The following is a 24,728-nucleotide window of genomic DNA, read 5'->3' on the forward strand; positions in this document are numbered from 1 at the left end:
GAAGCCGTAAAATTGAAAACCATTCCTATTACTAAGTTAGTCCCAGGTATGTTTGTGCAAAGCGTTACCAAACAAACTGGCAGTATTAAAATTAAAAACCAAGGCTGGGTTAAAACTCAAGCTGGTATTAATAACCTGATAAAAGCAGGTATTTTAGAAGTAGAAATTGACCCAGATAAAACCCTCATTGATTCAGTCCCTGAAAAAGATCCTATCGCTACACCTACAACAAAAATAAAGCGTGATCCTTGGCAAAAAATAAACAGCGCTGAGCAAGAAATGGGAAAAGCAAAAAAGCTTTATGACGAAGCAAAAACACTGCAAATAAAAGCATTTAAAGATATAAAAGCTGGCCGTGATATAGATATAGGGCCGTTTAGAGAACTGGCAAGTGGCTTTATGGATTCTGTTTTTAGAAATCAAGATGCCCTAGCCTGCCTTACCCAAATGCGCCAAAAAGATGCCTACCTACTTGAGCACTCAATTAATGTATCAATATTAATGGGTATTTTTGCAAAACACTTAAATATAGAGAAAGACACTATTGTTGAGCTGACTACCGGCGCACTATTACACGACATTGGTAAAATAAAAATCCCTGATGAAGTGCTAAACAAACCTGGGCGCTTTACAGACGACGAATTTAAAATAATGAAAATGCATTCGCTTTTCAGTAAAGAGATATTAGAAGACTCTGGGTTAACAGGGATCGCGGTAGATATTGCAGGTATGCACCACGAAAGACTCGATGGTAAAGGCTACCCGTTTGGTAAAAAAGGTGACGAGATAAGTCAGTATGTGCGTATGGCGTCAATTGTAGATGTTTATGATGCACTTACCGCAGAACGTGTTTATAAAGCAGGCATGGAGCCAATAAAGGCGTTTAAAATATTAAAAGACGGGTGCCCTGATAGCTTTGATCCTGTGCTGCTTAATAAATTTATTCAATGTATTGGCATCCATCCGGTAGGAACGCTTGTAAGGTTATCGAGTCAAAGAGTCGGTTTGGTCACCGAGAGTAATCCGGGGGCACCACTAAAACCTGTCGTTAAAACATTTTACAGCGCTAAGCATAGCCGCTACACCGAAGTAAAAGATATTGATTTATCTAATAAAAAAACTGTAGACACTCTTGAGTCAGCGATTAAACCTAAAGAATATAACATTGATTTAGAACGCTTTTATAAAAATTCAATATTATCCTAAGCACTATTGAGAGCTCAATATTCTACCGAGCTCTCAACATGATAACTAAGCGCTTACTGCGGCCAGTCTTGCAAAGCTTTTAAGCTAAACTCATAACCATCAAAATCTAGCACACTTTGCTCAGGTGTAATTTCTGTGACTGTTAGAGCTCCTATGCTTTCTCCTTCGTGTAATTCTCGGCCATTTAGCTTGATCCAACGTTTATCAGCACTCGATGAATATATATGCGCTTGATATTTAATACTAGGTAACATTGATTGCAAACCATCAGGTAATAACTCAACAGGCTCAACACGTGATGACGTTTTTGACGCTTGAGTAACTTCATAATCTTGGTTTTTTTCGACATCTTGTATAGCTTGCGCAAATGCATTTTTAAGAGTTGTAGGCACAGCATCAAGCTCAGGGTCACTCGTCTGTTGAGATTGGGTGCTGCCATTAATTGGCTTACCCAATACTTTATATTTACTCATATCAAGTTGAGCCGATGCGGTATTTTGATTTTGCCCAAATACCGCAGTGTTTTGTGCATTATTTGGATTGTAATTACTTTGTGGGTTAAACGCTGGCTGATTATAATTTTGAACAGGCATTACTTGTTGCATGTTTTGCTGATTATAACCTGCTGCGCTCGTGACCTGGCTCGACGGCATAGGAATATACTGACCATTTGGGGTTAATAACATTTGCTGTACACCATTGGGGGTTTGCACATGCACAAGTTGCCCTTCAATCGTTGCAGTATTTGTTGGAGCTACTTTAGCAGGCTCCAACTTAGCTACTTGCTGTTTTTCAGCTTCAGCATCTTCCTCTTTAACGTCTTTGTTAGGCGATGATTTTTCGCTTTCCACCACCTTAATTACAGCGGGTTCCGCTGCGTTTAATAAAGTCGTACTTTGAAACCACTTTCCGGCGGTAAAGCCACCCGCTACCGCAATAAAAGCAGCTAAGCTTGTACCAAATACTAATGCTAATCGTCTATAACGCTTAAGTGCTTGCTGTTGCTTTAACTGCTCAGATTGTAAGTCGTACTGTTCAGCACTCATATCTGATTGCTGCGACTGCTTTAGCGCATCTAATAAATAAGACATAACTTACCTAACTATAAAATAAATGAAAGCCCAATGCCTACGGCAAATAAAGCAGCGAATGCAAGGCTATAGGGTACAAATGACGTTGCTTTGTTAGCTTCGTTAACCGGTGCGACAAAATCCATGGGTAATGACTCATGGGCTGATTTTTTTATTATATCGCTATCAACTATCAACTGCTGCTTTGCAAAAGTCCCAACTAAAGCACGCTCACAGACCAAGTTCATTAATCGTGGCACACCGCCAGTTAATTGATGAACAGCTTGCATGGCATCCATCGAAAAGATTCCTTTATCACACCCTGCAATATGTAACCGATGCTTTATGTAAGCGACTGTTTGGCCTTGCGTAAGTGGTAATAAATGGTAACGAGCCGTTATCCTCTGGGCAAGTTGCCTTAATTCGTTGCGCTTCAAAAGTTCTTGCAGCTCTGGTTGACCAACCAATACTATTTGTAATAATTTTTTATGATCGGTTTCTATATTTGTCAGCAAACGTAATTGCTCAAGCACGTTAGGGGCAAGTAATTGTGCTTCGTCAATAATAAGTATAGTGTGCCCGCCCGATTTATTATTAGTCTCTAAATGCTTTTTTATAATATCGGTAAGACTTTTAAGCGTCGCATTATGAACATCGTAACTAATGTTGAGCTCATCACAAATACTGGCTAATAACTCCAGCTCTGAAAGCGCTGGATTATGGATCATCGCTACTTGAGTGTTTTCAGGAAGCTGCTCTAACATACTGCGGGTAATTGTTGTTTTACCTGTACCTACTTCACCTGTTAATAATACAAAACCACCGTCTTCACCTAATCCATAGGTAAGGTGTGCTAAGGCTTCTTTATGTCGTTCACTTAAAAATAAGTAATGAGGGTTGGGCGAGATCGAAAAAGGTTTTTCGTTCAGGCCAAAATAGCTTAAATACACCGTGATGTTCCTTCGTAATTAAATCACGGCCTATAATGGCAAAAAAATGCGCTGAGTGACAACGTTGTAAGCGCTTTATTATTGAAATAACGTAAATTTATGTAAAACAAAAAAGTGCAGCTGTTTTAAGGCTGCACTTTTGTCTGTCTAATCTTAGTATGCATTTTACTCTTCGTAGCGCACTAACCGTAAATACACATTACTGGTTTTAGCATGTAAGCTATTCAACCCACTATCAAATTGATAAACCCACGCTGAGCTCATTGTGCTTACACCCGATGTATTTGACCAATAGTTTTGAAGCTTAGTGCCCAAAAATACGTCTTCATTAATACTCGGCTCTGTGCAACTGTGCTCTAAAATACTCGCCAATTCTTTAATGTTAGGCATTTGCCAATCATCGTAATCTGCGGTTGTATCATTTTTAGCACCGCGTAGTGCCTCTTGCCAAGTAAGAGAAGGTGTTGAACCTTCACAAAGTTGTGTCTCTGTATTATAAGTTTGCCCATAACTACAGCGTTGCCACATAAGGCCTGTTTCACTATCAGACACTGTGCCATCTGCATTTATGGTAAATCTATCTGTCGGTGTTGTGGTATCTGCACCGTCGTAGCACGTTTGCGCCGCTGCAATATTAAAGCTCAAACTTATAGTTGCTAGTGCATAGAGTAATTTAAATTTCATTATTTTCTCCTAACGACTTCTAACTAAACGTACATAAGCAGTATTTTCTTTTGGATAAGCAAGGTCGTTACCATCACTCATATCAATGATATACGCTTGAGATAAACTGGTACCATCAGCTGCTGTTTGTGAGGTCCAGTAACGTAAATGGCTTAATGCACTTTCACTTGGCATATTAGGAAAAAATGCCTCATCAATTAATATACTTTGCCCTTGTTTACCGTAATCAATTAAGCCCAAAAGCTCTGTATAAGTAGGTAATCGCCAGTTTGTACCACCACAAAAATCTAAATCATTAACTTCGTTTATATAACTTTGTACTCCACAACTTGTATTGTCCGGACACGTTGAATTGGCTGTACTGGTATCGGTAAAAGTCGTATTCCCTACATCCCAAAAGTAATGATTTTGACCATCACGTAACGAAGTATTTGGTACCGTGCCAGATGCCACACTTTTCACCTCCCATACAAGCCCAGTAACATTATCGCGTATACAGGTAAAGTCACTACTATCATCACCAACTTCATCAGCAAACTCATTAAGTTTAGTGTAATCAAACGCTAAATTACCTTTGCCAACTTTATCTAAGCGGTTTGCATAGCTATCGCGTCCAAGCTCTGCATCTTGCGCTGGAAAGTCATCACTCTCACAATTAATACGTTGAGTATTGTTATAACACTCACCAACACCACTATCGTTGATGAGTCCAAGTGCTTTGGGTGATACATCAACAAATAAAGAGTCTGTATCGGTGCGTCCTTTTGAGTCGGTTACCGTGACTTCAAAGCTCAATGTAGACTCAGTATCAACATCTGAGGCAAAAAATGTCGTTGTACATTGGTCGCTATTGCTTAATGCTTCGCTATTACCGGTAAGTTGTTGCCATTTACACTTATAGGTATCGGTAACTGTTTCGCTATTTGTTGCATCAAGCGTTACTTGTTCAAACTCTTCGACATTTTGATCTGCGCCTGCATTTGCATCTACTAACTCATTTGTTTTGTTGAGTGTCATTGAATATTGAGTGCTCGCCTCGCCACCCTCATCATCAGTGACAGTTAGCTGCCAAGATAAATTCACGTTGCTTTCAAGTAATGGATGAGAAAAGCTAAGAGTTGATTCATTAAAACTCTCAATATCTAAATCAGGACCCGATAGCAATTGCCACAAATAACTATCAATTTGGCCATTATCATCAGGATCGCTCGACTCTAGGGCACTCAAAGTCACTGTATCTTTGTATACAGAGGGAAGTGTTTCAGGAGATGTTTGTGTAACAACAGCAAGAGGTAGTTGGTTATTAGAGCTCACTGAAATAGAAATGTCGTCACTAACAGCGCTACTACTTGTACTTTGATAGCTCACTCTTAATATTATTTCACTATCAGTTTTTACGTCAGGTGCAGTAAGTGTTTGCTCAGCGCCTTCAAGGGGGAAACCTTCTATGCTTGGGCCACTAACTTGTTGCCATGAAAACGTACCATCAGCGGGGGAACCTTGTGCTGTGATGGTAAATTCAGATTTTTCGATAATTTGTAAATCGGCTCCAGCATTAACAGACGTTTCAACAACTGTATTATCGCTATCACCGCCACCGCCTCCACACGCACTCAGTAAACCACACGAAATGAGGGGGATTAAAGCAAACGCTTTCATACGCAGCACCTTATTATGTCAAATAATTACTATAGTGTAATCACTAGCAATAAAGATGCCATTACAGTACTACATATATGTGTCTTGATGAATACGTACAAACAACTTCGTACCGATTTTACTGTAATCTATTTTGTATTCACGCCCGTCTAGAGCTTGAATAAACAGCAACTGCTTTTCTTCGCCAAATACATCAGCGCTACTTACATAAACCATTTCTAAATAACGCTCTTTTGCATCACGGCGGTTTTTAGGTAATTCTTCTTTAAATGGCTCCAGACCATGTTGCGTTACTTTAATTCGAGGATGAATTTCAGAGTTTACAATCACTAAATCATGCTTTTTATCTTTATGTATTATGGTGTTTCGACCACTTTTTAAAAAGGCTCTCTCTTGACTCATTTTTCTTTCCTACAGTCGTAGCTTAATTACTAAGCTGCGACGCTATAAACTGACTAGGCTCGCGCTTCCACTTATTTAAGTTAGCACTAAATGCCCAAATATCTCTATCTAACACGCTGGCAGGCAATAATAAATCGTAACCTGTTAGCTGCTGAAGGTGCTTAGTTCTATTAGCAAACATGGCTATAAGCCCAGTATAGCTTATCCCTTTATGGGATGTGTAATGTGTATCTTCTATTAACCATTCTGATGGGCAATTGCCATTTTTGCAATGTTTTTGAACAACTTGCATAAATAAATTACGCTGCTCTATTAATAATTTCCCTGCAATTCTAGGCGCTATGCTTGATAAAAAGTCGTCTATATCATTTACCTTAACGCCAACCGCATTTAATTCTAAATAGTCAAAGCCATCTTCTACTTTGGGTATTCCACTGTGATGAAAGTTACTATGAGGCATACACCAAGCTCCGTACTTGTGGCAATAAACGAGCTCAGATTCGCTTAATATAAGGCTATGGTATGGTTCTTGAGATTTTAAAAATCCAATAAAAATAGCCACAAGGCACAAGCTCACTAAAAATATTTCAAGTATGCTAATCTCACCCGGCCTCAGTAAATTAAATAACATAATAAAGACTAAGCCTATAGCACCTACAACAATCGCCTCAATTGCGTTTCGCGCGCCCTGTGCCCGAAACTTAATGACATTGTCAGATTTATCCATATTGGTAAAACACCATATAAAAAACAAACATAATAATGCCCCAAATTATGACCTTTCTTGTTGTTATACATAAGTTACAGCTAGTTTCAAATTTCATACATTACCGCTTTTTCCTCAACAAAATAGGAACAATGAATAAATCTTATTTACTTTTACGCTTAACGCACAAATTTATGAGATACATAACCGTCTTTTCACGGTCTTATTTCGTACAATACTTACAATTCATTTTCAGGTATGAAATCAATGTACTCAAGACAATCAGGTAAAGCACTTTTTCCATTTATTATTACGTTACTTCTAATATTTAGCGTTTATTTATATTTACCCGCTAGCCACGGCGAACAAGCCGATTCATCACAAGTGTCTACCCAAGTAACGGCTCATACTGTTACCTCTGAGGAAAACGCAGTGATGATAGAGGCCATCGGTAGTGCACGTGCAAACCAAGCTATTTATATAAAAAGTGCGCAAAACGATTATGTCACAGATATATATTTTAAAGATGGCGACTTAGTCAGTAAAGGACAAAAATTAGTACAGTTACAAAGCCAACAAGAGCAACTTGCAGTTAAAGAACTCGGTATTAACTTACGTGAGGAAAAACGCCAGTTAGATCGCCTTACCGAACTTTCACGCTCGCAATCAACGGCAAAGTCATTACTTGAAGAACAATTATCTCGTGTTGATGCCACTGAAGCTCAACTAGAAAGCGCTAAAACAAAGTTAAATGAAATGACTATTACCGCGCCATTTTCAGGCCTGTTAGGTAAGCGTGAAATATCAGTTGGCGCCTACGTAAGCAACACAACAATAATCACCACACTTGATGATATTAGTATTATTAAAGTTGACTTCAAAGTACCTGAAAAATATTTAGCACAATTAAACATAGGTATGAAAGTACTTACCCAAAACGATGCCTACCCAGGGCAGACATTTAACGGCAAGGTAACGCATATTAGCTCGCGTATTGATTCGGTAACACGCAGTGTTGAAGTAACTGCAAGTTTTGCTAATAAATCAGGATTACTTCGCCCTGGTATGTTACTAAATACAGCACTTGAGCTAAGCAGTAACCAAGCTTTAATGGTGCCAGAAAAAGCGGTTATCCCTTTACAAGACAAACACTTTGTTTTTCAAATTCAAGACGGAGTAGCCAATAAGGTTGAAGTGCATGTTGCTGGCAGAAATAATGGCTGGGTTGCTATCGATGAAGGTTTAAATGATGGCGAGCAAATTGTTACTGAAGGGCTAATAAAAATTCGCTCTGGTAGTAAAGTAAGCGTAAAGGGGTAATACGTGAAAATTACTGATACTAGCGTTAAACGCCCCGTTTTTGCCATAGTAATTAATTTACTGCTTCTTACTTTTGGTCTGGTTGCATTTACTATGCTGCCACTTCGTGAGTACCCTGATATTGAAACGCCAATAGTAAATATCAGCACTGAATACACAGGTGCTTCTGCCGAAATTATAGAAACCAAAATAACGCAAATAATAGAAAATCGAATTTCCGGTATTGAAGGTATTAAAAGTATTAACTCTTCGAGCCGTAATGGGCGTTCAAACATTACCATTGAGTTTGATATTAACCGCGATATAGATGCCGCATCTAACGATGTACGCGAACGTGTAGCACGTGCACTTGATAGTTTACCCGATCAGGTACGCCCACCAGAAGTGTCTAAGTCAAATAGTGATGAAAGCCCAATCGCATGGTTTGTATTAAACAGCGAAACAATGGACTCGTTACAGCTCTCTGATTACGCACAGCGCTTTATCGTTGACCGTTTAGCCGTTGTAGATGGTGTATCTAACGTGCGTATTGGTGGTGAGCGCCAATACGCCATGAAAATTTGGCTAAACCGCCAAGCAATGGCTGCACGTGGCATTACCTCGAGCGATATTGAAAATACACTGCGTACAGAAAACGTTGAATTACCTGCCGGCGAAATAGAATCAATAGATCGCGACTTTACCGTGCGTACCGCACGTAGTTATAAAGATCAGCGCGATTTTAAAAACCTTGTTATTAAACGTGGTGAAGAAGGTTATTTAGTGCGTTTAGGTGAAGTTGCCGACGTAAAATTAGAAGCTGCCGATGACGAAAGCTTATTTCGTGGTAACGGGCGCAACATGATTGGCCTAGGAATTGTAAAACAAGCTAAAGCAAACACGCTTACCGTAGTAGATAACGCACGCAGTGAACTTGAAAAAATCAAACGTAACCTACCTGAAGGCACCACAATTCAAGACAGCTACGATTCGTCTGTATTTATTAAAGAATCAATTAGTGAAGTTTACAGCACACTTGCCATCTCTATGGGTTTAGTCGTACTCGTTATATTTTTGTTTTTAGGCAATATACGAGCAACGCTTATTCCTGCGGTTACCGTACCGGTCGCACTTGTTGGTAGCTTTATGTTTTTATTAGCAATGGGCTACTCAATCAACTTACTAACTTTACTTGCCTTAGTACTGGCTATTGGTTTAGTAGTAGATGATGCCATTGTAATGCTTGAAAACATTCACCGTCGTATTGAACTGGGTGAGCCGCCATTACTAGCTGCATATAGAGGTGCGCGTGAAGTTGGTTTTGCCATTGTCGCAACCACGCTTGTACTAATATCGGTGTTTGTGCCATTGGTGTTTATGGATGGCCGTATAGGGGCATTATTTACTGAGTTTGCAATGGCGGTAAGTGCTGCCGTATTTTTCTCAAGTGTTACAGCGCTGACTCTCGCACCAGCCTTGTGTTCTAAAGTACTTAAAGTATCAGACAAACCAAATAAATTTAGCCAATGGATGGACCGCCAGTTTACTAAAATTGAAGTAAGTTACCGTAATTCACTCTCCACCAACATAACCCGTAAATGGGGTTTAATGGTGAGCCTATTATTAGCGGGCTTTGTTAGTTACTCGTTGTTTTTACAAGTCCCCTCTGAGCTAACGCCAAAAGAAGACCGTGGCACGTTCTTTATTATGATGAGCGGCCCTGAGGGCGCAAGTTATGAAAATAATGCCGCTAATATGGCTAAAATTGAAGAACGCTTAATGCCTTACTCGCAAGCAGGTGAGCTAAGTCGCGTACTTGTTCGAGTACCTGGCTGGGGTGGCAGCGGCGGTGTTGCTATTGTTGGTATGGCCGATTGGGATAAACGCAAACGCTCAACATGGGAAGTAATGGACGAAATAAGCGGTAAAATGCAAGAAGTTACCGATGTTCGTGCATTTGCCATTATGCGCCGTGGTATTGGCGGTGGTGGTTCATCTCGCCCTATTGAGTTTGTATTACAAGGTAATGATTATGCACAACTTGCCGATTGGCGTGACCGTATAATTAAGCGTGCTGAACAAAACCCAGGTTTAGTAAGAATCGATCATGATTATAAAGAAACCTTCCCGCAGTTTTTAGTCAGCATAGATAAAAACAAGGCCGCTGATTTAGGCGTTTCTGTATCTGATGTAGGCCGTACACTTGAAACAATGCTTGGCCAGCGCCGTGTTACAACCTTTATTGACCGTGGTGAAGAATACGATGTAATTTTAAAAGGGACTAAAGAAGACTTTACTAACCCTACTGACATTTCAAATATATATCTTAAATCACGAAGCGGTGAACTAGTCCCACTTGATAGCCTTATCAGCTTAAAAGAAGAAGCAACCGCATCGCGCTTAAACCGATACAACCGTATGCGCGCAATTACATTAAGCGCCAACTTAGCCGACGGTTATACGCTTGAGCAAGCGCTTAACTTTTTAAACGAAGTAGCCGCGCAAGAAAACGATATAGATGGCGCCGTAGATTACAAAGGCGAGTCGCAGCTTTATTACGAAGGCGCATCAGCGATGACCTACGTATTTATACTTGCACTCACTGTTACCTTTTTAGTACTGGCAGCACAGTTTGAAAGCTTTATGCATCCGTTCGTCATCATGCTTACCGTACCACTTGGTTTAATGGGCGCTATGTTCGGACTTTGGGCTACAGGACTTACCTTAAATATTTACAGCCAAATAGGTATTGTCATGCTCATAGGGCTAAGTGCTAAAAACGGTATTTTGATTGTAGAATTTACTAACCAACTACGCGATAAAGGCGTTGAATTTAGTGAAGCTATTTTGCAAGCAGCAACTCAGCGTTTGCGCCCTATTATTATGACCTCGCTGACTACGGTTATGAGTTCGGTACCTTTAGTACTTGCTTCAGGTCCGGGCGCTGAAAGCCGTATGGTGATAGGTGTAGTCGTGTTTACTGGGGTTATTGTATCGACCCTACTAACTCTTTTTGTTGTACCTGCTGCATATTATGCACTTGCACGTAACACTCAATCACCTGAATTTTTACAGCAAAAATTAGACAAACAAGCCGCTGAAAAACCTTTCGAAGAGATCTAGCCTCTTAATTGCGCCGTAACCTTGTTGTTGCGGCGCATACAATTTATGCTCGCCTTTAAACCCCATATACATTTTAGGAATACTTATGAGCTCAACAACGCAAGTAGCAACATTTGGTGGCGGCTGTTTTTGGTGTATAGATGCTGCATTTAGACGTGTAAATGGCGTACTAACCGTAAGCTCTGGCTACACCGGCGGTGAAACAAATAACCCAACATATGATTCTGTATGCTCAGGCACAACCGGTCACGCTGAGGTTGTTAAAATTGAATTTGACGCGACTGTAGTTAGCTTTGAAACACTCTTAGCAATGTTTTTCACACTGCATGATGCAACACAATTGAATCGCCAAGGTAACGATATAGGCACACAATATAGAAGTGTGGTTTACTATCACGATGAAGCTCAACTTAAGCAAACCAACGAAATGATAGCTCAACTGCAAAGCCATGTCGCTGAGCCAATTGTGACAGAAGTCAGCCCTGCCACTACGTATTATCCAGCAGAGCATTATCATCAAGATTACTATAACGAAAACCCACAGCAGGGTTACTGTAGTATTTTAATAGCACCTAAGTTACACAAGTTTGAAACCGTATTTAAAGAGTTCTTAGCTGACTAGCTAATTTTAGTAGTTAAACTTAGCTACACATTAAAAAGCCCGACATAAGTCGGGCTTTTTAATATTAATAAATACCGTTAAAACTGGTAGCTTGCGCCTGCAAAAAAGCGACGCTCTGGCGTGTTGTAGTAATACACTTCACCCGTTGTAAAATCAGTGTTTGAATCAACAGCGTTATATTCTTTATCAAATAAGTTTTCTACACGAAGTGAAACTTCTATATGTTCATTTACTTGATAATTACCCGCTAGGTTCCAGAGTGTATAAGAGCCTAAGCGCGTCACAGCACCTTGTCGGTCGCTACGGTATTGCATGTCTAAGCTTACATCAAAAGCACCAAACTGTTTTGCAAGTTCCCAGTTAAAAGTACGTTTAGCAACATTACGCAACTCTGCGCCCGTTTCTTCGTCTTCAGCGCTTAAATAAGCAAAGTTAAGGTTGCTATCAAAACCAAAAAACTGCTGAGATAAGCTAAATTCAACCCCTTCGTAACGTGCTTCATCGATATTAGCCAATGCAAAGTTTGCATCGTAATCAATCTTATCTTCTATATCGTTTCTAAATATTGCAATATCAACTTGCGCGATATCAAAATCTACACTCAAACCTAACTCACGGTTTACTGATTTTTCAGGTTGTAAATCAGGGTTACCATAAAGTGGATAATATAAATCGTTAAATGTAGGAGCTTTAAAGCCAGTACTTTGGCTTATACGAAATGTTGCATCTTCAGATAAATGATAACCTGCAGCGGCTGTATACGTTGTTTCGTCGCCAAATTGCTCATCATCATCTTGGCGAACAGTTAAATTAGCCAGTACTTTATCTGCATCATAGTAAGCACCTACAAACACAGCAAGTACATCGCGGCTGTCTTCAACAAATGGTTGCGAACTATGCGACACATCATCGTTGTACCAATTAATACCACCACTAATGTTAAGTTCATTAGATAACAGGTACTGGCCGTTATAATCAATTTGTGCGCGTTTAGTTATAAAGGTACTTGTTGTTGGCCCAACTGAAAAATCGACATATGTATTGTCTGAATCATCTGTTGAAAGCGCTAAATCAATACTATGCGTTTGGTTAGTGTAGTTTTTGCTCCAACCTGCAGAAAGTTGGTAGTTTTTAAAGTCATCTCGTTCAATCGTACTATCTGCTGGGCTAAAGCTACTGTCGTAATCTGCATAACCTTCACTGTATTGGCCTAATAACTTAAAGTCGCCGTAATGTGCATCGGTGTAGTTTACTTTAAACCCAAGGTTTTTATTTTCATAGCCATCTTCATCAGGTGCTACGCCTTGCAGTACATCAAAGTTATCTGTTTTTTCAAAGCCTGCGTTAAATGCTGTTGTTATATCATCTGATTTTACAGAACCTGCAACTTGATAATTTTGATAAGAGTCAGAACCAAATGTAGCGCTTAGGGATAAGTTATCTGACTCACGCGTAATAATATTAATAACACCAGCGAGTGCATCAGAGCCATAAACAGCCGCGCGAGAGCCTTTAATAATTTCTATGCGTTCAATACTATTTAAAGGGACATTATTTAGTGCTTTTTGACCAAGTGTTGCTGAGCCTGTACGTACACCGTCAATTAAAATCAACGTATCGCCAGAGCCTGTACCACGAAGTGACACACCTGTATTTTGACCAAAACCACCGTTTGGATTAACTTGAAAACCCACTCGCGTGCTTAAAAGTGTAGGTAAATCGCGTACGTTACTAGCTTCTATTTCAGCACGTTCAATAACATTTACACTCACTAAAACGTCGTTAATTGATTGCTCAAACTTATTAGCTGTAACGGTTATTTTTTCAATTGATTGCTCTGCACCAGACACAGAAAATGAAAGCGCAGCAGAAATTGCAACGCCTAGAGTTGTTTTGTTTAACATGAGATCCCCTACCTTTGCCCACCGCAAAGATTTAAGTAAGTAAGATTGCATCAAGGCCGGTCTCCGGACTCAGTAAGCACATAAAAACATGCAATACTCTACCGTTGCGGGGGCAGTGTTGGGCTTGTAGTCATCATGAAAACGCACCAACTTCCCGATTATCCTGCTAAAAAAATCATTACATGAAGTGGCTAGCAAGCACCTTGAAAATATGCCGTCATTGTGAGCATTTTGTTTACAAATGTCAATGGACGTCTATATAGCTAAAAGCTATTTCAGTTCAGTGCTGTATTATTATAGCTTGAAGGAATACCGTACTTATCAAGTAGCTTCTGAAGTTGCATTTGTGTAGTAGGTAAATTTAATATTTCATCCATTTTGCGACTAGATATTTTATTTGATTGTGAGTTAATCAAAAAATGTGTTTCATACACTGCATCTGGTACGTCACTCTTAAATAGTAAATCCATATTTAAGATATTCTGCTTTTTAAAATACTGATAAGCAATACTGTTTAAAACCCCGACTTCAGCGCGCCTTAATAGCAGCATTTTAACTACATTGAATTCATCGATTGTAAGGCTTACCTGGTGCTCTTCTCTCAAGTATTCGGCATTTGTATTAAATCCTGCAAATTGATACGAGTACCCTAAAACCCCAACTTTGGTTAATTTGTCCAGATTGTCAAAATAAGTTTGTTCTGATGCATTCTCTTTGAGTGTATAAAGCTCGTTTTTGGTGATGGTATAAAATTCAGTTTTTTCAATGTTTTTCTGCGTTGTTTTTGGCAGCCATTGCATTGCCATTAAAAATAAAACGTCGAAGTTATTTTTTTCAACAGACAAAGTAAGCCTTTTTACAGGTAAAGAAATAAGTATAAAGTTAAATTCCTCCTGTGCGTCGTTTAAAATATTAATAAACTCAGGAGCAAAGCCCTGCTTTTTTTGCGCGTTAATAATAATCGGAAAGTAGCCATCTTCGACCAATACATCAATATCAACTGGCTTTGATAAGCTTGGCTTGGTAAATATAAGCAAAACAAATAACAGAAATAATTGATGGGGTCTCATTTTAATACCTTCTAGAGTGAAATTTTTATTATATTCAATTAAATATAATAGCTTAAATATCAAAAGGTGGATTAATACATGCAGAACTACGAGAGGATAAGATGGGAAAGTTGTAAAAAATTAAGTAGCTTTAATCTGTCTGCAAATATAGACAAATTAAAGCATTTTTATTAAAAACAGTTTATAAATTAGTCGCGAAAGTTTTTAAACTGAAAAGGCTGACCTAAATCGGCACTGCGTACTACCTGCATTGCCTCTTGAAGATCGTCACGCTTTTTACCTGTCACACGCACTTCTTCGCCTTGAATAGCGGCTTGTACTTTAACTTTTGAATCTTTAATGGCTTTAACCACTTTTTTGGCCATGTCTTTTTCGATACCTTGCTTTAACCCAACGTTACGAAATACATTTTTTCCTGCACGGCTAATATCTTGAAGTTCTAAACTAGCTACATCCATACCGCGCTTTGAAATTTTTCCCGCTAAAATATCGAACAACTGCATAACTTGAGAGTCAGCTTCTGCTTTAAGCTTAATTGTTTTATCGTTTAGCTCAATAGATGCATCAACGCCTCTAAAATCAAAGCGAGTCTCTAGTTCACGGTTTGCGTTATCAACCGCATTTTTAGCTTCGTTCATTTCTACTTCAGATACAATATCAAATGAAGGCATTAGTATACTCCTAACTATTTAATCTTAATTTTATGTGGCAATTATAACGCTAAAATTATAAATCTTTACATTTTTCTGCATCTTGTTCAGGTGCGATACTAAATTAGTTTGATATACTTGCGCCTCTTTTTTAAGCGATTTTAGGATTTGTCGTGACAAGGCGTGTTTATCAAGCAGTTTTTTTAATCAGCATAGTGGCTTTCACCTTTTTATTTGCTAAAGAAATAAAAGGTGGCGTTGTAAATTTATTCCCTCATGTTGATAAAGTCGCCCATTTTGGGATTTTTTTTATATTAGCCATAATAATGGATAAGGCTTTTAAGCTTCCTTTATATGCTCAAATACTCTTATTAGCAGGCTATGGCGCCTCGATAGAAATAATGCAAGACGCACTTCCTTATAGGCAAGCATCACTTGGTGATTTTTTTGCTGATTTTGCAGGTGCTGCAAGCTACTTTTTACTTAGAGTAATTTTTACACCTCGAAAAAAGAACCCACATGGCTAATATTTTAATCGTTGGCGATGGCGCTATTGGCTTATTGCTGAGCCACTTTTTGAGCGCATCGCATAATGTCAGTGTTTTAACTCGTAAAAACCCAACAAACACCCGCTTTTACAGCAGAGCTAAGGGTGCATCAAAAAAAATTAACGCAAAATTTATTTCATTAAATCAGTTAGATAAAGCAACTGAATTTGATGTAATTTTATTTACCGTTAAAGCTTTTCAAGTGCTTGATGCGTTTTCTCAAATAAAGCCATTTTTACCGACACATTGCTCTGTTGTACTTTCGCATAATGGAATGGGCAACGTTGATGAGATAAATAACCAGCTAAACACCCATCAAGCACTCTACTTTTTAACGACAAGCATAGCGGGCTTTAAATCAAACCAATATATTGTGCAACACACAGGTGAAGGACAAAGCGTTATTGGTGGCTGTAATGAGCTTGCACTTCAAAATAGCGCGCCAATAGCTGATATTTTTAAAGTAATACCCAACCTAAAGTTTACTAATAACATTCAGCAGCTTCGTTTTGAAAAGCTACTCGTCAATATTGCCATTAATCCATTAAGCGCTTTAAGTAATGTAAAAAATGGCGAATTACGTGCACCTAAGTACAATACAATAATTTTTAATGCACTCACTGAAGCATGCAATATTGCAAAGGCTCAAGGGCTTAATATCCCATTAATTAAAGCTCTCAATACCGCTTATAAAATAATGGAGTTAACCGCAAATAATTACTCATCAATGCAGCAAGATATAGCTCACAATAGAGAAACAGAAATATCAGCTATATGTGGCTATATTAGCCAACAAGGTAAACTTTACAGTATTCCAACGCCTTACAACGATGAGTTGTTAGTCAAAATTCAGGCAAAAAAAAGCGTGGTATAAACCACGCTTATATAAGCTTTTAACTTTACGGGCGATAAACTTTTACAGTTTCGAAGCCCTGTTCGTGCAGCATAAGTGCCTGTAGTTGGCTCATTACGCCTCTGTCACAATATAAATAGTAGTCAGTGTCTTTTGGTAAATCACCAAACTTAGTAGCTAAACGGAAGAACGGCAAATGCACCACTTCAACACCATCGATTACAAGCGGTGCAGCTTCTTCTTCTTCTGGTGAGCGAATATCAATTACTACAGAGCCTGCAGGTAAATCAGCAACCGACTCAGCCTCTTTTAGCTCTTGCTTGGCTTCTACGTCAATATCGCGTACATCCATTATGCGCGCGTTATTTACTACGGTATCTAGCACATCAAAATCGAACTTTTCTTCTTCGGCTTCTATTACTTCAATTTTGGCTTTAACTGTCGGTTTTTTAGAAATAACACCACAATATTCAGGCATCGTTTCAGCCATTTCAGCTGTACCAATTTGGCGAGCAAGATTAATAATTTCTTGTTTATCATTTTGAATTAGCGGGCGTAAAATGAGCGTTTCAGTAACGCGGTCAATCACGCTTAAGTTCGCTAATGTTTGACTAGATACTTGGCCAATACTTTCACCAGTGACAAGCGCCTGAATGTTTAACTTTTCAGCCACTACACTTCCTGCTCGCATCATCATACGTTTAAGTACAACACCCATTTGGCTGTTTTCAACGTTTTCTAGAATTTCAGCAACAACAGGTTCAAAATCAACTGTTATAAATTTAACTTTATGTGTTGAGCTGTATTTTTTCCATAAAAAATAGCTCGCTTGCTTAACACCAATCTCGTGCGCTGCGCCACCTAGATTAAAGAATAAAAAGTGCGTACGTGCGCCTTTACGAATCATTTGGTAACTTGCTACGCCAGAGTCAAAACCACCCGACATAAGCGAAAGCACGTCTTCTTGCGTTGGTAGTGGAAAGCCCGCCATACCAAAATGCGTTTGCGAAACAATATAAGCTTTATCGTCTTTTACTTCTAAGCGTATTGTTACTTCTGGACGGCTAAGTTTAACGCTTGCGCCTTCAATATGTTGATTTAGCCCACCACCAACATAACGCTCTAAATCAGTCGAGGTAAAGTCGTGCTGGCCTATACGCTTAGCACGCACACAAAAGGTTTTACCCACAATTGTATGACCCACTAACGCTATTGTTTTTTGATAGATATCATCGAGAGTTTCAAATTGCGTCTCAGTTACTTCAATAAACTGAACGATACCAGGTATGCGTTTAAGGCTGTCGATAAAATCAAGGCGAACTTGTGCATCTTCAAGCTTTGTAACAACTGAAATATTATCCCAGTTATTTCTTACTTGTACTTTTTCGTCAAGACGTCGCAATACAATCTTAATGTTATTTTCTAACACTTTAGTAAAGCGTTTACGGACCGAACGGCTTTTGATGGCTATTTCAGGATGTAGTTTGACGATAAATTTAAGCATAGTTCACTCTTAGACTGCGGGAATTCGCGCTCCCAGGCATTTGGCGCGCGATTATAGCAAAAAATCCAGCGTCTAGGAAACAACCAAAGGGCAACGGCTAAACAACAGTTGGGGCTTGTTGCGCTAATTCGGTGTATTTTTCGCGTAATAGGTTCATTTTATTAATACTTTTATCGGTACTGTACGCTCTAAATAATGTAAGTACTTTTAAAATACCGTGATATATATCTTGCTCAGCAAGGGTACCGCTTGGCCTACGAGCCTTAATATAAGGCGTCCAAAAGCTAACAGTTAACTTTAGTGTATGGGCTAAATCAATGACATCTTGCTCATCAATAGTAATCATTTCACTATCGCGAAGACCTAGAATAATTTTACGAACTTGCTCTAATAACTCTAACTGAAAATCAATGTAAGCTTGTTTTAGCTCAGTGTCTCTGGCGAGTATATCGCCAAGATTGTCGTAAAAAAAATGGTAACGCCACATCAATTCAAATAACGAATCTAAATAAGCCGTTAAATGATTAAATGCATCATCATCTTTATTAATAGGTTTAAAGTGAGTATTTAAATGATCGCGATACAGCGCAAAAATATGACGGATAATGTCTTCTTTATTTTTAAAATGATAATAAAGATTACCCGGGCTCATCCCTAAGTTTGATGCAATATGATTTGTCGTTATTGCACGCTCACCATTTTCGTTAAACAACAAAATACTGGTGTGTATTATTTTATCCTTGGTATTCATATGCTAATACTCAAATTATCTATAGGCTACATTACACTCAAAAGAGGTAAACAGTATAAACAAATATGAATCATTAAAACACTCAAACCTTGGACTGACCTGTTCAAAGAAAGTAAGTGTTTATATGCTTTATTAGCTAGGCTGCTTTGTGGCATAAACACTGTTAAACTAGCGCTAAAATCATAAATAGTGAACATTATGAAAGTTATTGCAATTTACCCTGGCACCTTTGATCCACTAACCAATGGTCATACAGATCTTATTCAACGTGCAGCTAAAATGTTTGATACCGTATTAGTTGCGGTTGCGAACAACCCAAGTAAGAAACCCTGTTTTAACCTTGAAGAACGTGTTGAACTTGCAAACTCTATTTTAAGTCACTTAGATAATGTTAAGGTCATTGGTTTTTCTGGCTTATTGGCTGACCTTGCGCGCGATCACAATGCTAATGTGCTTATTCGTGGTATTAGGGCTGTATCTGATTTTGACTATGAATTTCAATTAGCTAACATGAACCGCCGCCTGAATCCTGATTTAGAAAGTGTATTTTTAACACCCGCAGAGCGAAATTCATTTATTTCATCAACGCTTGTTAAAGAAGTAGCACGTCACAATGGTGATGTAAGCGAGTTTGTAGACCCTGTAATTGTCAAAGCGCTAAAAACTAAATTGGGCTGTGGTGCCAGTTAATAATAAATAAGGCCTGTTAGCACTGAAATCCATTACTAATAGGCCCTTTTATTAAACACTTTATTTAGCTTTCCTTCTAACCAAGCAAGTTTTAAAATATCTTTACCTATAAAGAAAACTAAAACCATGGTCAAATCTGTAAAATTTATACCTACTATGTACACCCACCAGAACCACCAAAATTCATAATGGTGCATAACATCATTATCTATATACATTGCAAAAAATAGTAAGGTGTTTATACCTAAACCAAATAATAAATAAATGTATACACCGCTAATTTTTATAAAAAAACCAGATAAAATAATAACAAATAGAGTAATACTATCGAATAAGAAAAAATCGAAGTAAGTTATCGAATCCATATCAATAAAAATACTAGAAGAGTAAGAAAGTGCCATGATGAAAGATAGCCAAACAATGCTTTTATCTGCGTTATTTATAGAGCTTACTAAAGAATATAGAAAAGCCATCAAAAAGCCCCACTGTACAAAAGCACCTATATAAAAAGAGATGTTTGTATTTAAAAGTAGCTCAATCATCTTACTCCAACACTAGATAAAAAATTATTATACCGCTTTACATATTACGGCAACATCAGAAAAGGCACAAAATCACTCTTCTTTTAAGTTGAGCTATACTGCCTCAGCGATCCAAACTTAACTTTCTAACACACCTTAAAAGCTTGTTTAAGCCTAAAACATCCTTATTGATGATTAATACCAATGCCATTGTAAAGTCGACAAAATACATTCCAAAAATATAAACAGTCCAAAACCACCAATAGTAAAGAGTACCTGCAATTTCAATATCGTAGTGCATACCTAAAAATAAACATGCATTAATAAAAAGGCCTACAATTAAATAGGAGAAAACAATTGGTACTAATTTTTTATATATAAATCGCCAAAGTATCAGGGCGCTAATAGTAGCAAGATCATAATAGAAGTAATTTAGGTGAGGATTTTCAATAAGTGGATCCATAAAAAGACTAGATATATATGAGGCCATCATTATAAATGAAAGATGCGTTCTACTTTTATCATTTTTATTAATACTCGCTGATAGGTTATATAAAAATGCGATTAGGAAGAACCATGTAAATAGTATTGCTACGTTATATCCTAAATCTACCAGAGCCCAAAGTATGTCAGCCACTACTATTATTCCTTTTCATAATACTATTGTGGAACCATATTTTAATTGCAGCTAAAGCTAAAAAATCTTTGTTTATAAAAAATATAGCTAGCATCATAAAGTCGGCTAAATTAATAACAATTGAATAAAAAAACCAAAACCACCAAGGTTCGTAATTATTAAAAACTGACACATCTATATACATACCAAGAAATAATGATGAGTTTATAATCAACCCTAACAACAAGTAGATCGATATAAGATTTTCAATAATGAACAACCTTAAAATAATAATGGCGAAAATAGTTGTTATATCAAACAAAAAGAGCTGAAAATACGATATGTGTTGTATATCTATAAACAAGCTTGAGGAGTAAGAAATTGACATAACAAATGATAACCATACAGCTTCTTTTCTAGGTTTGTTAATACTTATAACTAATGAGTACAAAAAAGCCATTAAAAAGCCCCACTGTACAAATGCACCTATGTAAAAAGAAATTGCTGGATTAACTAGAATATTATCCATTATTTTTGAGATTTTTGTTGAATACTAGTGACAGAATCATTAAAACATCGAACATATTTACACCAACAGAATAAACACTCCAATACCACCAAGGCTCATAGTTATACAAGATGTTTAGATCGTAATGTAATATTAAGGTAAGCACAGCATTTATTATTAACGCAAAGATGATGAAGTGAAAAGCTATAGAGCGGTGAAGTACTTTAAAGTACTCTAAAATTAACAAAGCTAAAATTGTAACAAAATCGTAGAGCATCGAGTTTAAATATAAACCTTCTAATAAGTCTATATAACCACTAAAAACATATGAGCAGAGCATAAGCGCAGATAAATAAACAGGAGACTTATTTTCTTTATTTATCGTAGAGGTCAAACAATACAGAAAGGCCATTAAAAAGCCCCACTGAGTGAAGGCTTGTACATAAACCATTAGGGGTTCAGTAACGTACATTTAAGCTAAGTTACTTTGTGGGTATCGTTTGACTTGAAGTAATTAAGGAGTTTGCTTTTTAATTTATGAAAACCAAGTAAGTCTCTATCTACAATCAAAATAACAATCATTATAAGATCGATTATATTGACTGAAAATGTATACAAATCCCACAAGAACCAAGGTTCCCTGTTATTGTAAACATACATATCTAAGTACATACACAAACTCAATAATGAATTAACTATAAGGCCTATTAATAAATACATAAATGAGGGAGTTGTTTTTTTTAATAGTAAATAAACTGATAATAAGGCACCCACAGTAGCATAATCATAAAGTGCCCAATCAAGATAAAGTGAGCTTTCAACTGATAACCATGAGAAAAAATAGTCTGATGTAGAATAAGAAAACATCATAATGAAAGAACTGAGCAATAAGGTTGTATTTCTTTTTATATCTAATGAAAAAACAAAAATATTAAAAAAAAATGCCATCAAAAAACCCCACGAGGCAAAAGCTGATAGCGAAAAGAAACCAAAAAACTCAGTTAAAAACATTCATTACCTTCATTAATTATTTTGGTTTATTTGGGGGATAAAGTATCACACCACCACGCTGTAAATCAGTACTCGCAGCAGCCATAGCTTCTTGTGAGATGCTTACTGTATCAGATTGCAGGGTTTTAGGGCTAGCAGTTTGTTCCATTGCAGGCTTTAATTGTTGTGTTTTGTTGTATGCTTGCATTTGTAATTGGCTATTAGCTGAAACTTGCATGTGATTGATCCTTGTAAAAGTTTTAATTATATTTGGTGCAACTTTTAACCACATTATTATGTAGATAAATGCATTACCTGTTTTAAGCAGTGATAGCTATTTTGCTATCTATCTTATACAAAGCAACCAATGTGCCAACTTTTTTTGACACATTAAAATTCACTCAAAAAATATAATCAAACCAAACAACTCCGACCAGTTTACTGCAAATATAAAAAAACGCACAGGGATAACCGTACGTTTTTTATATCCAGGGAGTTTAAGCTACGTATTTACACGGGATCTCCGCAGGTGTACTTAGCTTCAAAATATATTCCATTGCTACTTCGTCACAATTTTCTTTACGAAGGCAAAGTTCACAATCTTTCATTACTTTTTCAGGCAAAGAGTCTTTGCTACAAAAAGTAAAACGTTGTTGTTCAAAAAAATCGGGTACACGGGTCAATACAATAACTCGGTTAAGTGCCAATTTTTTGGCTTTAGCAAGTAGGTGCTCTACAAGCTGTCTACCCTGCCCCGTCACTTTACTTTTTGGGTCTATACCCAATGAGCGTATTTCAGCAAGGCCGGTATCGTAAATGTATAACGATGCACAGCCCGACACTTTTCCATTTATTTCAGTAACTGCAAACTCGTTAATAGAGTGCACCATATCGCTTTTTGCACGAGGTAGGTTTTCGCCTACCGTTGCCCAATGCTGTATAAGTGTGGCTATTGCCTCTACATCATCTAAATTTGCATCACGTACCGTTATTTGCTGTTTTTTTTTGGCTTCTTTAACAGCATTAGTTACTTGCTCAATAGACGTCCCACCAAGCGCTTGACGCGCTTTTATACACGCATCAATTTCAAGTACTGGGTAAACATCGTCTTCAAATACAGTGTTTACTGATTTGTACTGTTCAAGTGATAGCTCCTCAAGCGTTTTACCTTCGCTAATCGCAAGCTGTACAAGTACACCCACAATGTGATGCCCTTCTCTAAATGGCACACCTTTAGCAACTAAGTAATCAGCAAGTTCAGTGGCATTAGCGTGGCCGCCTTTTGCCGCTGCTAACGTTTTATCACCATTTACTTTTACGCCTTTAATACACGCTTGCGCCATATGAATACATGCAAGCCATGTTGGCATAGCGTCAAACAGGCCTTCTTTGTCTTCTTGCATATCTTTATTGTATGCAAGTGGCAACGCTTTTAATGTCATCATCATAGCGCTAAATGCACCAAATACACGTCCGGTTTTACCGCGAATAAGCTCGAGTGCATCAGGATTTTTTTTCTGAGGCATGAGCGATGAGCCTGACGTGACGTTATCAGCAAGCTCTATAAATCCGGCTTCACCCGAATTATAAAAAATCAGATCTTCAGACATACGAGATAAGTGAATCATCGAAATAGACGCACAACTTAAAAGATCTAACACGAAGTCACGATCAGATACGCCATCAAGGCTATTTTTTGTAGCCGCTGTAAAACCTAATCCGTGGGCTAATGCTTGGCGATCAATCGGATAAGCTGTACCTGCTAATGCACCACTGCCTAATGGGCAAAAATTCATGCGCGCTTTAGCATCTTGCAGGCGGCTTTCATCGCGCTCTAGCATTTCTACATACGCCATACACCAGTGGCTAAACAATACTGGTTGTGCGCGCTGTAAATGCGTGTAACCTGGCAATATTGTGCCAAGCTCTCGCTCTGCAAGCGCTACAAACTCGCCTTTTAGCTGTGCAATGGCATCTAGTAAATGATCGGCTGTATCACGGCACCATAGTCTAAAATCGGTGGCAACTTGGTCATTACGGCTTCGGCCTGTATGTAATTTTTTAGCTAAATCACCTACTTTTTCAATTAGAGCAGCTTCAACATGTGAATGAATGTCTTCTGCACCTGAAGTAGCAACTGATTGTGGATCAGCTTTAACTTCTTCAAGTAGCTCATTTAATGCAGCAACTAATTTTGTATGCTCATCACTTGAAAGTACATTTACCTGTTCAAGTGCACCAGCCCATGCCACAGAGCCAATAATATCTTGCTCTGCTAACTGGTAGTCAAAGGGAAGAGAGTCGTTAAATTGCTTAAACGCCTCATCTGGACCCGTAGAAAAACGTCCGCCCCATAATGCCATGAAATCTCTCCAAACCCTGTAATGCCCCTTTTATAAGGG

24 protein-coding genes and 1 riboswitch are annotated in these 24,728 nt (G+C 38.0%); of the genes, 7 read left to right on the plus strand and 17 right to left on the minus strand.

All coding sequences use genetic code 11. From position 1 onward, the window contains the following. Positions 1 to 12 precede the first annotated feature (12 nt). On the plus strand, positions 13 to 1,206 hold the full coding sequence (locus GQR47_RS03735; RefSeq protein WP_165723571.1) for an HD-GYP domain-containing protein: 1,194 nt from the start codon (positions 13 to 15) through the stop codon (positions 1,204 to 1,206). Between the two features lie 53 nt (positions 1,207 to 1,259). Here GQR47_RS03735 and GQR47_RS03740 read toward each other — a convergent pair whose 3' ends face one another. From GQR47_RS03740 to GQR47_RS03765, 6 genes are all read right to left on the minus strand, one after another. Then, positions 1,260 to 2,297: a general secretion pathway protein GspB gene (locus GQR47_RS03740; RefSeq protein WP_165723572.1), complete on the minus strand. Its 1,038-nt coding sequence runs from the start codon at positions 2,295 to 2,297 to the stop codon at positions 1,260 to 1,262. Between the two features lie 11 nt (positions 2,298 to 2,308). Beyond that, complete coding sequence (locus GQR47_RS03745; protein ID WP_024596878.1) at positions 2,309 to 3,226, minus strand: AAA family ATPase; 918 nt, start codon at positions 3,224 to 3,226, stop codon at positions 2,309 to 2,311. A gap of 165 nt (positions 3,227 to 3,391) precedes the next feature. After that, on the minus strand, positions 3,392 to 3,910 hold the full coding sequence (locus GQR47_RS03750) for a DUF1566 domain-containing protein (RefSeq protein WP_024596877.1): 519 nt from the start codon (positions 3,908 to 3,910) through the stop codon (positions 3,392 to 3,394). Positions 3,911 to 3,919: 9 nt separating this feature from the next. Continuing rightward, entirely contained in the window at positions 3,920 to 5,569 is a 1,650-nt protein-coding gene (locus GQR47_RS03755; protein ID WP_024596876.1) for a DUF1566 domain-containing protein, read from the minus strand. Positions 5,570 to 5,638: 69 nt separating this feature from the next. Continuing rightward, entirely contained in the window at positions 5,639 to 5,971 is a 333-nt protein-coding gene (locus tag GQR47_RS03760) for a hypothetical protein (RefSeq protein WP_024596875.1), read from the minus strand. A gap of 22 nt (positions 5,972 to 5,993) precedes the next feature. Then, complete coding sequence (locus GQR47_RS03765) at positions 5,994 to 6,698, minus strand: DUF2982 domain-containing protein (RefSeq protein ID WP_024596874.1); 705 nt, start codon at positions 6,696 to 6,698, stop codon at positions 5,994 to 5,996. 246 nt (positions 6,699 to 6,944) lie between these two features. Here GQR47_RS03765 and GQR47_RS03770 point away from each other — a divergent pair, with 246 nt between their 5' ends. The 3 genes from GQR47_RS03770 (at position 6,945) to msrA (ending at position 11,721) form a co-directional block, all read left to right on the plus strand. Continuing rightward, entirely contained in the window at positions 6,945 to 7,997 is a 1,053-nt protein-coding gene (locus tag GQR47_RS03770; RefSeq protein ID WP_154903486.1) for an efflux RND transporter periplasmic adaptor subunit, read from the plus strand. A 3-nt stretch (positions 7,998 to 8,000) separates the two neighbouring features. Next, positions 8,001 to 11,099 (plus strand): efflux RND transporter permease subunit, encoded by a 3,099-nt coding sequence (locus GQR47_RS03775; RefSeq protein WP_024603401.1) that lies wholly within the window; start codon positions 8,001 to 8,003, stop codon positions 11,097 to 11,099. Between the two features lie 85 nt (positions 11,100 to 11,184). Then, on the plus strand, positions 11,185 to 11,721 hold the full coding sequence (gene msrA / locus GQR47_RS03780) for a peptide-methionine (S)-S-oxide reductase MsrA (RefSeq protein WP_024595951.1): 537 nt from the start codon (positions 11,185 to 11,187) through the stop codon (positions 11,719 to 11,721). Positions 11,722 to 11,798: 77 nt separating this feature from the next. Here the strand turns inward: msrA and GQR47_RS03785 are convergent, their stop codons facing one another. The 3 genes from GQR47_RS03785 to GQR47_RS03795 all read right to left on the minus strand — a co-directional run bounded on the left by GQR47_RS03785 (position 11,799) and on the right by GQR47_RS03795 (position 15,366). Beyond that, positions 11,799 to 13,625 (minus strand): TonB-dependent receptor, encoded by a 1,827-nt coding sequence (locus tag GQR47_RS03785; protein ID WP_024595950.1) that lies wholly within the window; start codon positions 13,623 to 13,625, stop codon positions 11,799 to 11,801. A 36-nt stretch (positions 13,626 to 13,661) separates the two neighbouring features. After that, a riboswitch (cobalamin riboswitch) is annotated at positions 13,662 to 13,846 on the minus strand. Between the two features lie 54 nt (positions 13,847 to 13,900). Next, a complete protein-coding gene (locus tag GQR47_RS03790; protein ID WP_024595949.1) occupies positions 13,901 to 14,695 on the minus strand; it encodes a hypothetical protein in 795 nt (264 codons plus the stop codon). Positions 14,696 to 14,883: 188 nt separating this feature from the next. After that, complete coding sequence (locus GQR47_RS03795) at positions 14,884 to 15,366, minus strand: YajQ family cyclic di-GMP-binding protein (protein WP_002958753.1); 483 nt, start codon at positions 15,364 to 15,366, stop codon at positions 14,884 to 14,886. Between the two features lie 152 nt (positions 15,367 to 15,518). On the opposite strand from GQR47_RS03795, the gene GQR47_RS03800 reads away from it, so the two are divergent. Together GQR47_RS03800 and GQR47_RS03805 are read left to right on the plus strand one after the other, a co-directional pair. Continuing rightward, positions 15,519 to 15,872: a VanZ family protein gene (locus tag GQR47_RS03800; RefSeq protein WP_002958754.1), complete on the plus strand. Its 354-nt coding sequence runs from the start codon at positions 15,519 to 15,521 to the stop codon at positions 15,870 to 15,872. Next, positions 15,865 to 16,767, plus strand: coding sequence for a 2-dehydropantoate 2-reductase (locus GQR47_RS03805; RefSeq protein ID WP_024595948.1), 903 nt, complete (start codon positions 15,865 to 15,867; stop codon positions 16,765 to 16,767). Before GQR47_RS03800 ends, GQR47_RS03805 begins: the two co-directional genes overlap by 8 nt. Positions 16,768 to 16,792: 25 nt before the next feature. Here the strand turns inward: GQR47_RS03805 and thiI are convergent, their stop codons facing one another. Both thiI and GQR47_RS03815 read right to left on the minus strand, forming a co-directional pair. Continuing rightward, positions 16,793 to 18,250 (minus strand): tRNA uracil 4-sulfurtransferase ThiI, encoded by a 1,458-nt coding sequence (thiI, locus tag GQR47_RS03810; RefSeq protein WP_024595947.1) that lies wholly within the window; start codon positions 18,248 to 18,250, stop codon positions 16,793 to 16,795. Positions 18,251 to 18,347: 97 nt separating this feature from the next. Next, complete coding sequence (locus tag GQR47_RS03815; protein WP_024595946.1) at positions 18,348 to 19,001, minus strand: TetR/AcrR family transcriptional regulator; 654 nt, start codon at positions 18,999 to 19,001, stop codon at positions 18,348 to 18,350. A 198-nt stretch (positions 19,002 to 19,199) separates the two neighbouring features. Between GQR47_RS03815 and coaD the strand changes: the two genes are divergently transcribed. Continuing rightward, entirely contained in the window at positions 19,200 to 19,691 is a 492-nt protein-coding gene (coaD, locus tag GQR47_RS03820) for a pantetheine-phosphate adenylyltransferase (RefSeq protein ID WP_024595945.1), read from the plus strand. Between the two features lie 35 nt (positions 19,692 to 19,726). Here coaD and GQR47_RS03825 read toward each other — a convergent pair whose 3' ends face one another. The 6 genes from GQR47_RS03825 to argH form a co-directional block, all read right to left on the minus strand. After that, positions 19,727 to 20,233, minus strand: a complete 507-nt coding sequence (locus GQR47_RS03825; protein ID WP_154903485.1) for a hypothetical protein — start codon at positions 20,231 to 20,233, stop codon at positions 19,727 to 19,729. 103 nt (positions 20,234 to 20,336) lie between these two features. Next, entirely contained in the window at positions 20,337 to 20,849 is a 513-nt protein-coding gene (locus GQR47_RS03830) for a hypothetical protein (protein WP_024596066.1), read from the minus strand. After that, on the minus strand, positions 20,842 to 21,357 hold the full coding sequence (locus tag GQR47_RS20435) for a hypothetical protein (RefSeq protein ID WP_024596067.1): 516 nt from the start codon (positions 21,355 to 21,357) through the stop codon (positions 20,842 to 20,844). Before GQR47_RS20435 ends, GQR47_RS03830 begins: the two co-directional genes overlap by 8 nt. Before the next feature lie 456 nt (positions 21,358 to 21,813). After that, positions 21,814 to 22,347: a hypothetical protein gene (locus GQR47_RS03835; RefSeq protein WP_024596069.1), complete on the minus strand. Its 534-nt coding sequence runs from the start codon at positions 22,345 to 22,347 to the stop codon at positions 21,814 to 21,816. A 16-nt stretch (positions 22,348 to 22,363) separates the two neighbouring features. Next, a complete protein-coding gene (locus tag GQR47_RS03840; protein ID WP_024596070.1) occupies positions 22,364 to 22,564 on the minus strand; it encodes a hypothetical protein in 201 nt (66 codons plus the stop codon). Between the two features lie 259 nt (positions 22,565 to 22,823). Next, positions 22,824 to 24,689, minus strand: coding sequence for an argininosuccinate lyase (gene argH / locus GQR47_RS03845; protein WP_024596071.1), 1,866 nt, complete (start codon positions 24,687 to 24,689; stop codon positions 22,824 to 22,826). Between the last annotated feature and the right edge of the window lie 39 nt (positions 24,690 to 24,728).

The organism is Pseudoalteromonas sp. Z1A2 (assembly GCF_011378755.1).
GTDB lineage: Bacteria > Pseudomonadota > Gammaproteobacteria > Enterobacterales > Alteromonadaceae > Pseudoalteromonas > Pseudoalteromonas distincta.

Coding starts and splice junctions, on each gene's coding strand:
- GQR47_RS03740 (WP_165723572.1), bottom strand. CDS start 2,297: ATGTCTTATTTATTAGATGCGCTAAAGCAGTCGCAGCAATCAGATATG.
- GQR47_RS03750 (WP_024596877.1), bottom strand. CDS start 3,910: ATGAAATTTAAATTACTCTATGCACTAGCAACTATAAGTTTGAGCTTT.
- GQR47_RS03755 (WP_024596876.1), bottom strand. CDS start 5,569: ATGAAAGCGTTTGCTTTAATCCCCCTCATTTCGTGTGGTTTACTGAGT.
- GQR47_RS03760 (WP_024596875.1), bottom strand. CDS start 5,971: ATGAGTCAAGAGAGAGCCTTTTTAAAAAGTGGTCGAAACACCATAATA.
- GQR47_RS03765 (WP_024596874.1), bottom strand. CDS start 6,698: ATGGATAAATCTGACAATGTCATTAAGTTTCGGGCACAGGGCGCGCGA.
- GQR47_RS03770 (WP_154903486.1), top strand. CDS start 6,945: ATGTACTCAAGACAATCAGGTAAAGCACTTTTTCCATTTATTATTACG.
- msrA (WP_024595951.1), top strand. CDS start 11,185: ATGAGCTCAACAACGCAAGTAGCAACATTTGGTGGCGGCTGTTTTTGG.
- GQR47_RS03785 (WP_024595950.1), bottom strand. CDS start 13,625: ATGTTAAACAAAACAACTCTAGGCGTTGCAATTTCTGCTGCGCTTTCA.
- GQR47_RS03790 (WP_024595949.1), bottom strand. CDS start 14,695: ATGAGACCCCATCAATTATTTCTGTTATTTGTTTTGCTTATATTTACC.
- GQR47_RS03795 (WP_002958753.1), bottom strand. CDS start 15,366: ATGCCTTCATTTGATATTGTATCTGAAGTAGAAATGAACGAAGCTAAA.
- GQR47_RS03805 (WP_024595948.1), top strand. CDS start 15,865: ATGGCTAATATTTTAATCGTTGGCGATGGCGCTATTGGCTTATTGCTG.
- thiI (WP_024595947.1), bottom strand. CDS start 18,250: ATGCTTAAATTTATCGTCAAACTACATCCTGAAATAGCCATCAAAAGC.
- GQR47_RS03815 (WP_024595946.1), bottom strand. CDS start 19,001: ATGAATACCAAGGATAAAATAATACACACCAGTATTTTGTTGTTTAAC.
- coaD (WP_024595945.1), top strand. CDS start 19,200: ATGAAAGTTATTGCAATTTACCCTGGCACCTTTGATCCACTAACCAAT.
- GQR47_RS03825 (WP_154903485.1), bottom strand. CDS start 20,233: ATGATTGAGCTACTTTTAAATACAAACATCTCTTTTTATATAGGTGCT.
- GQR47_RS20435 (WP_024596067.1), bottom strand. CDS start 21,357: ATGGATAATATTCTAGTTAATCCAGCAATTTCTTTTTACATAGGTGCA.
- GQR47_RS03835 (WP_024596069.1), bottom strand. CDS start 22,347: ATGTTTTTAACTGAGTTTTTTGGTTTCTTTTCGCTATCAGCTTTTGCC.
- GQR47_RS03840 (WP_024596070.1), bottom strand. CDS start 22,564: ATGCAAGTTTCAGCTAATAGCCAATTACAAATGCAAGCATACAACAAA.
- argH (WP_024596071.1), bottom strand. CDS start 24,689: ATGGCATTATGGGGCGGACGTTTTTCTACGGGTCCAGATGAGGCGTTT.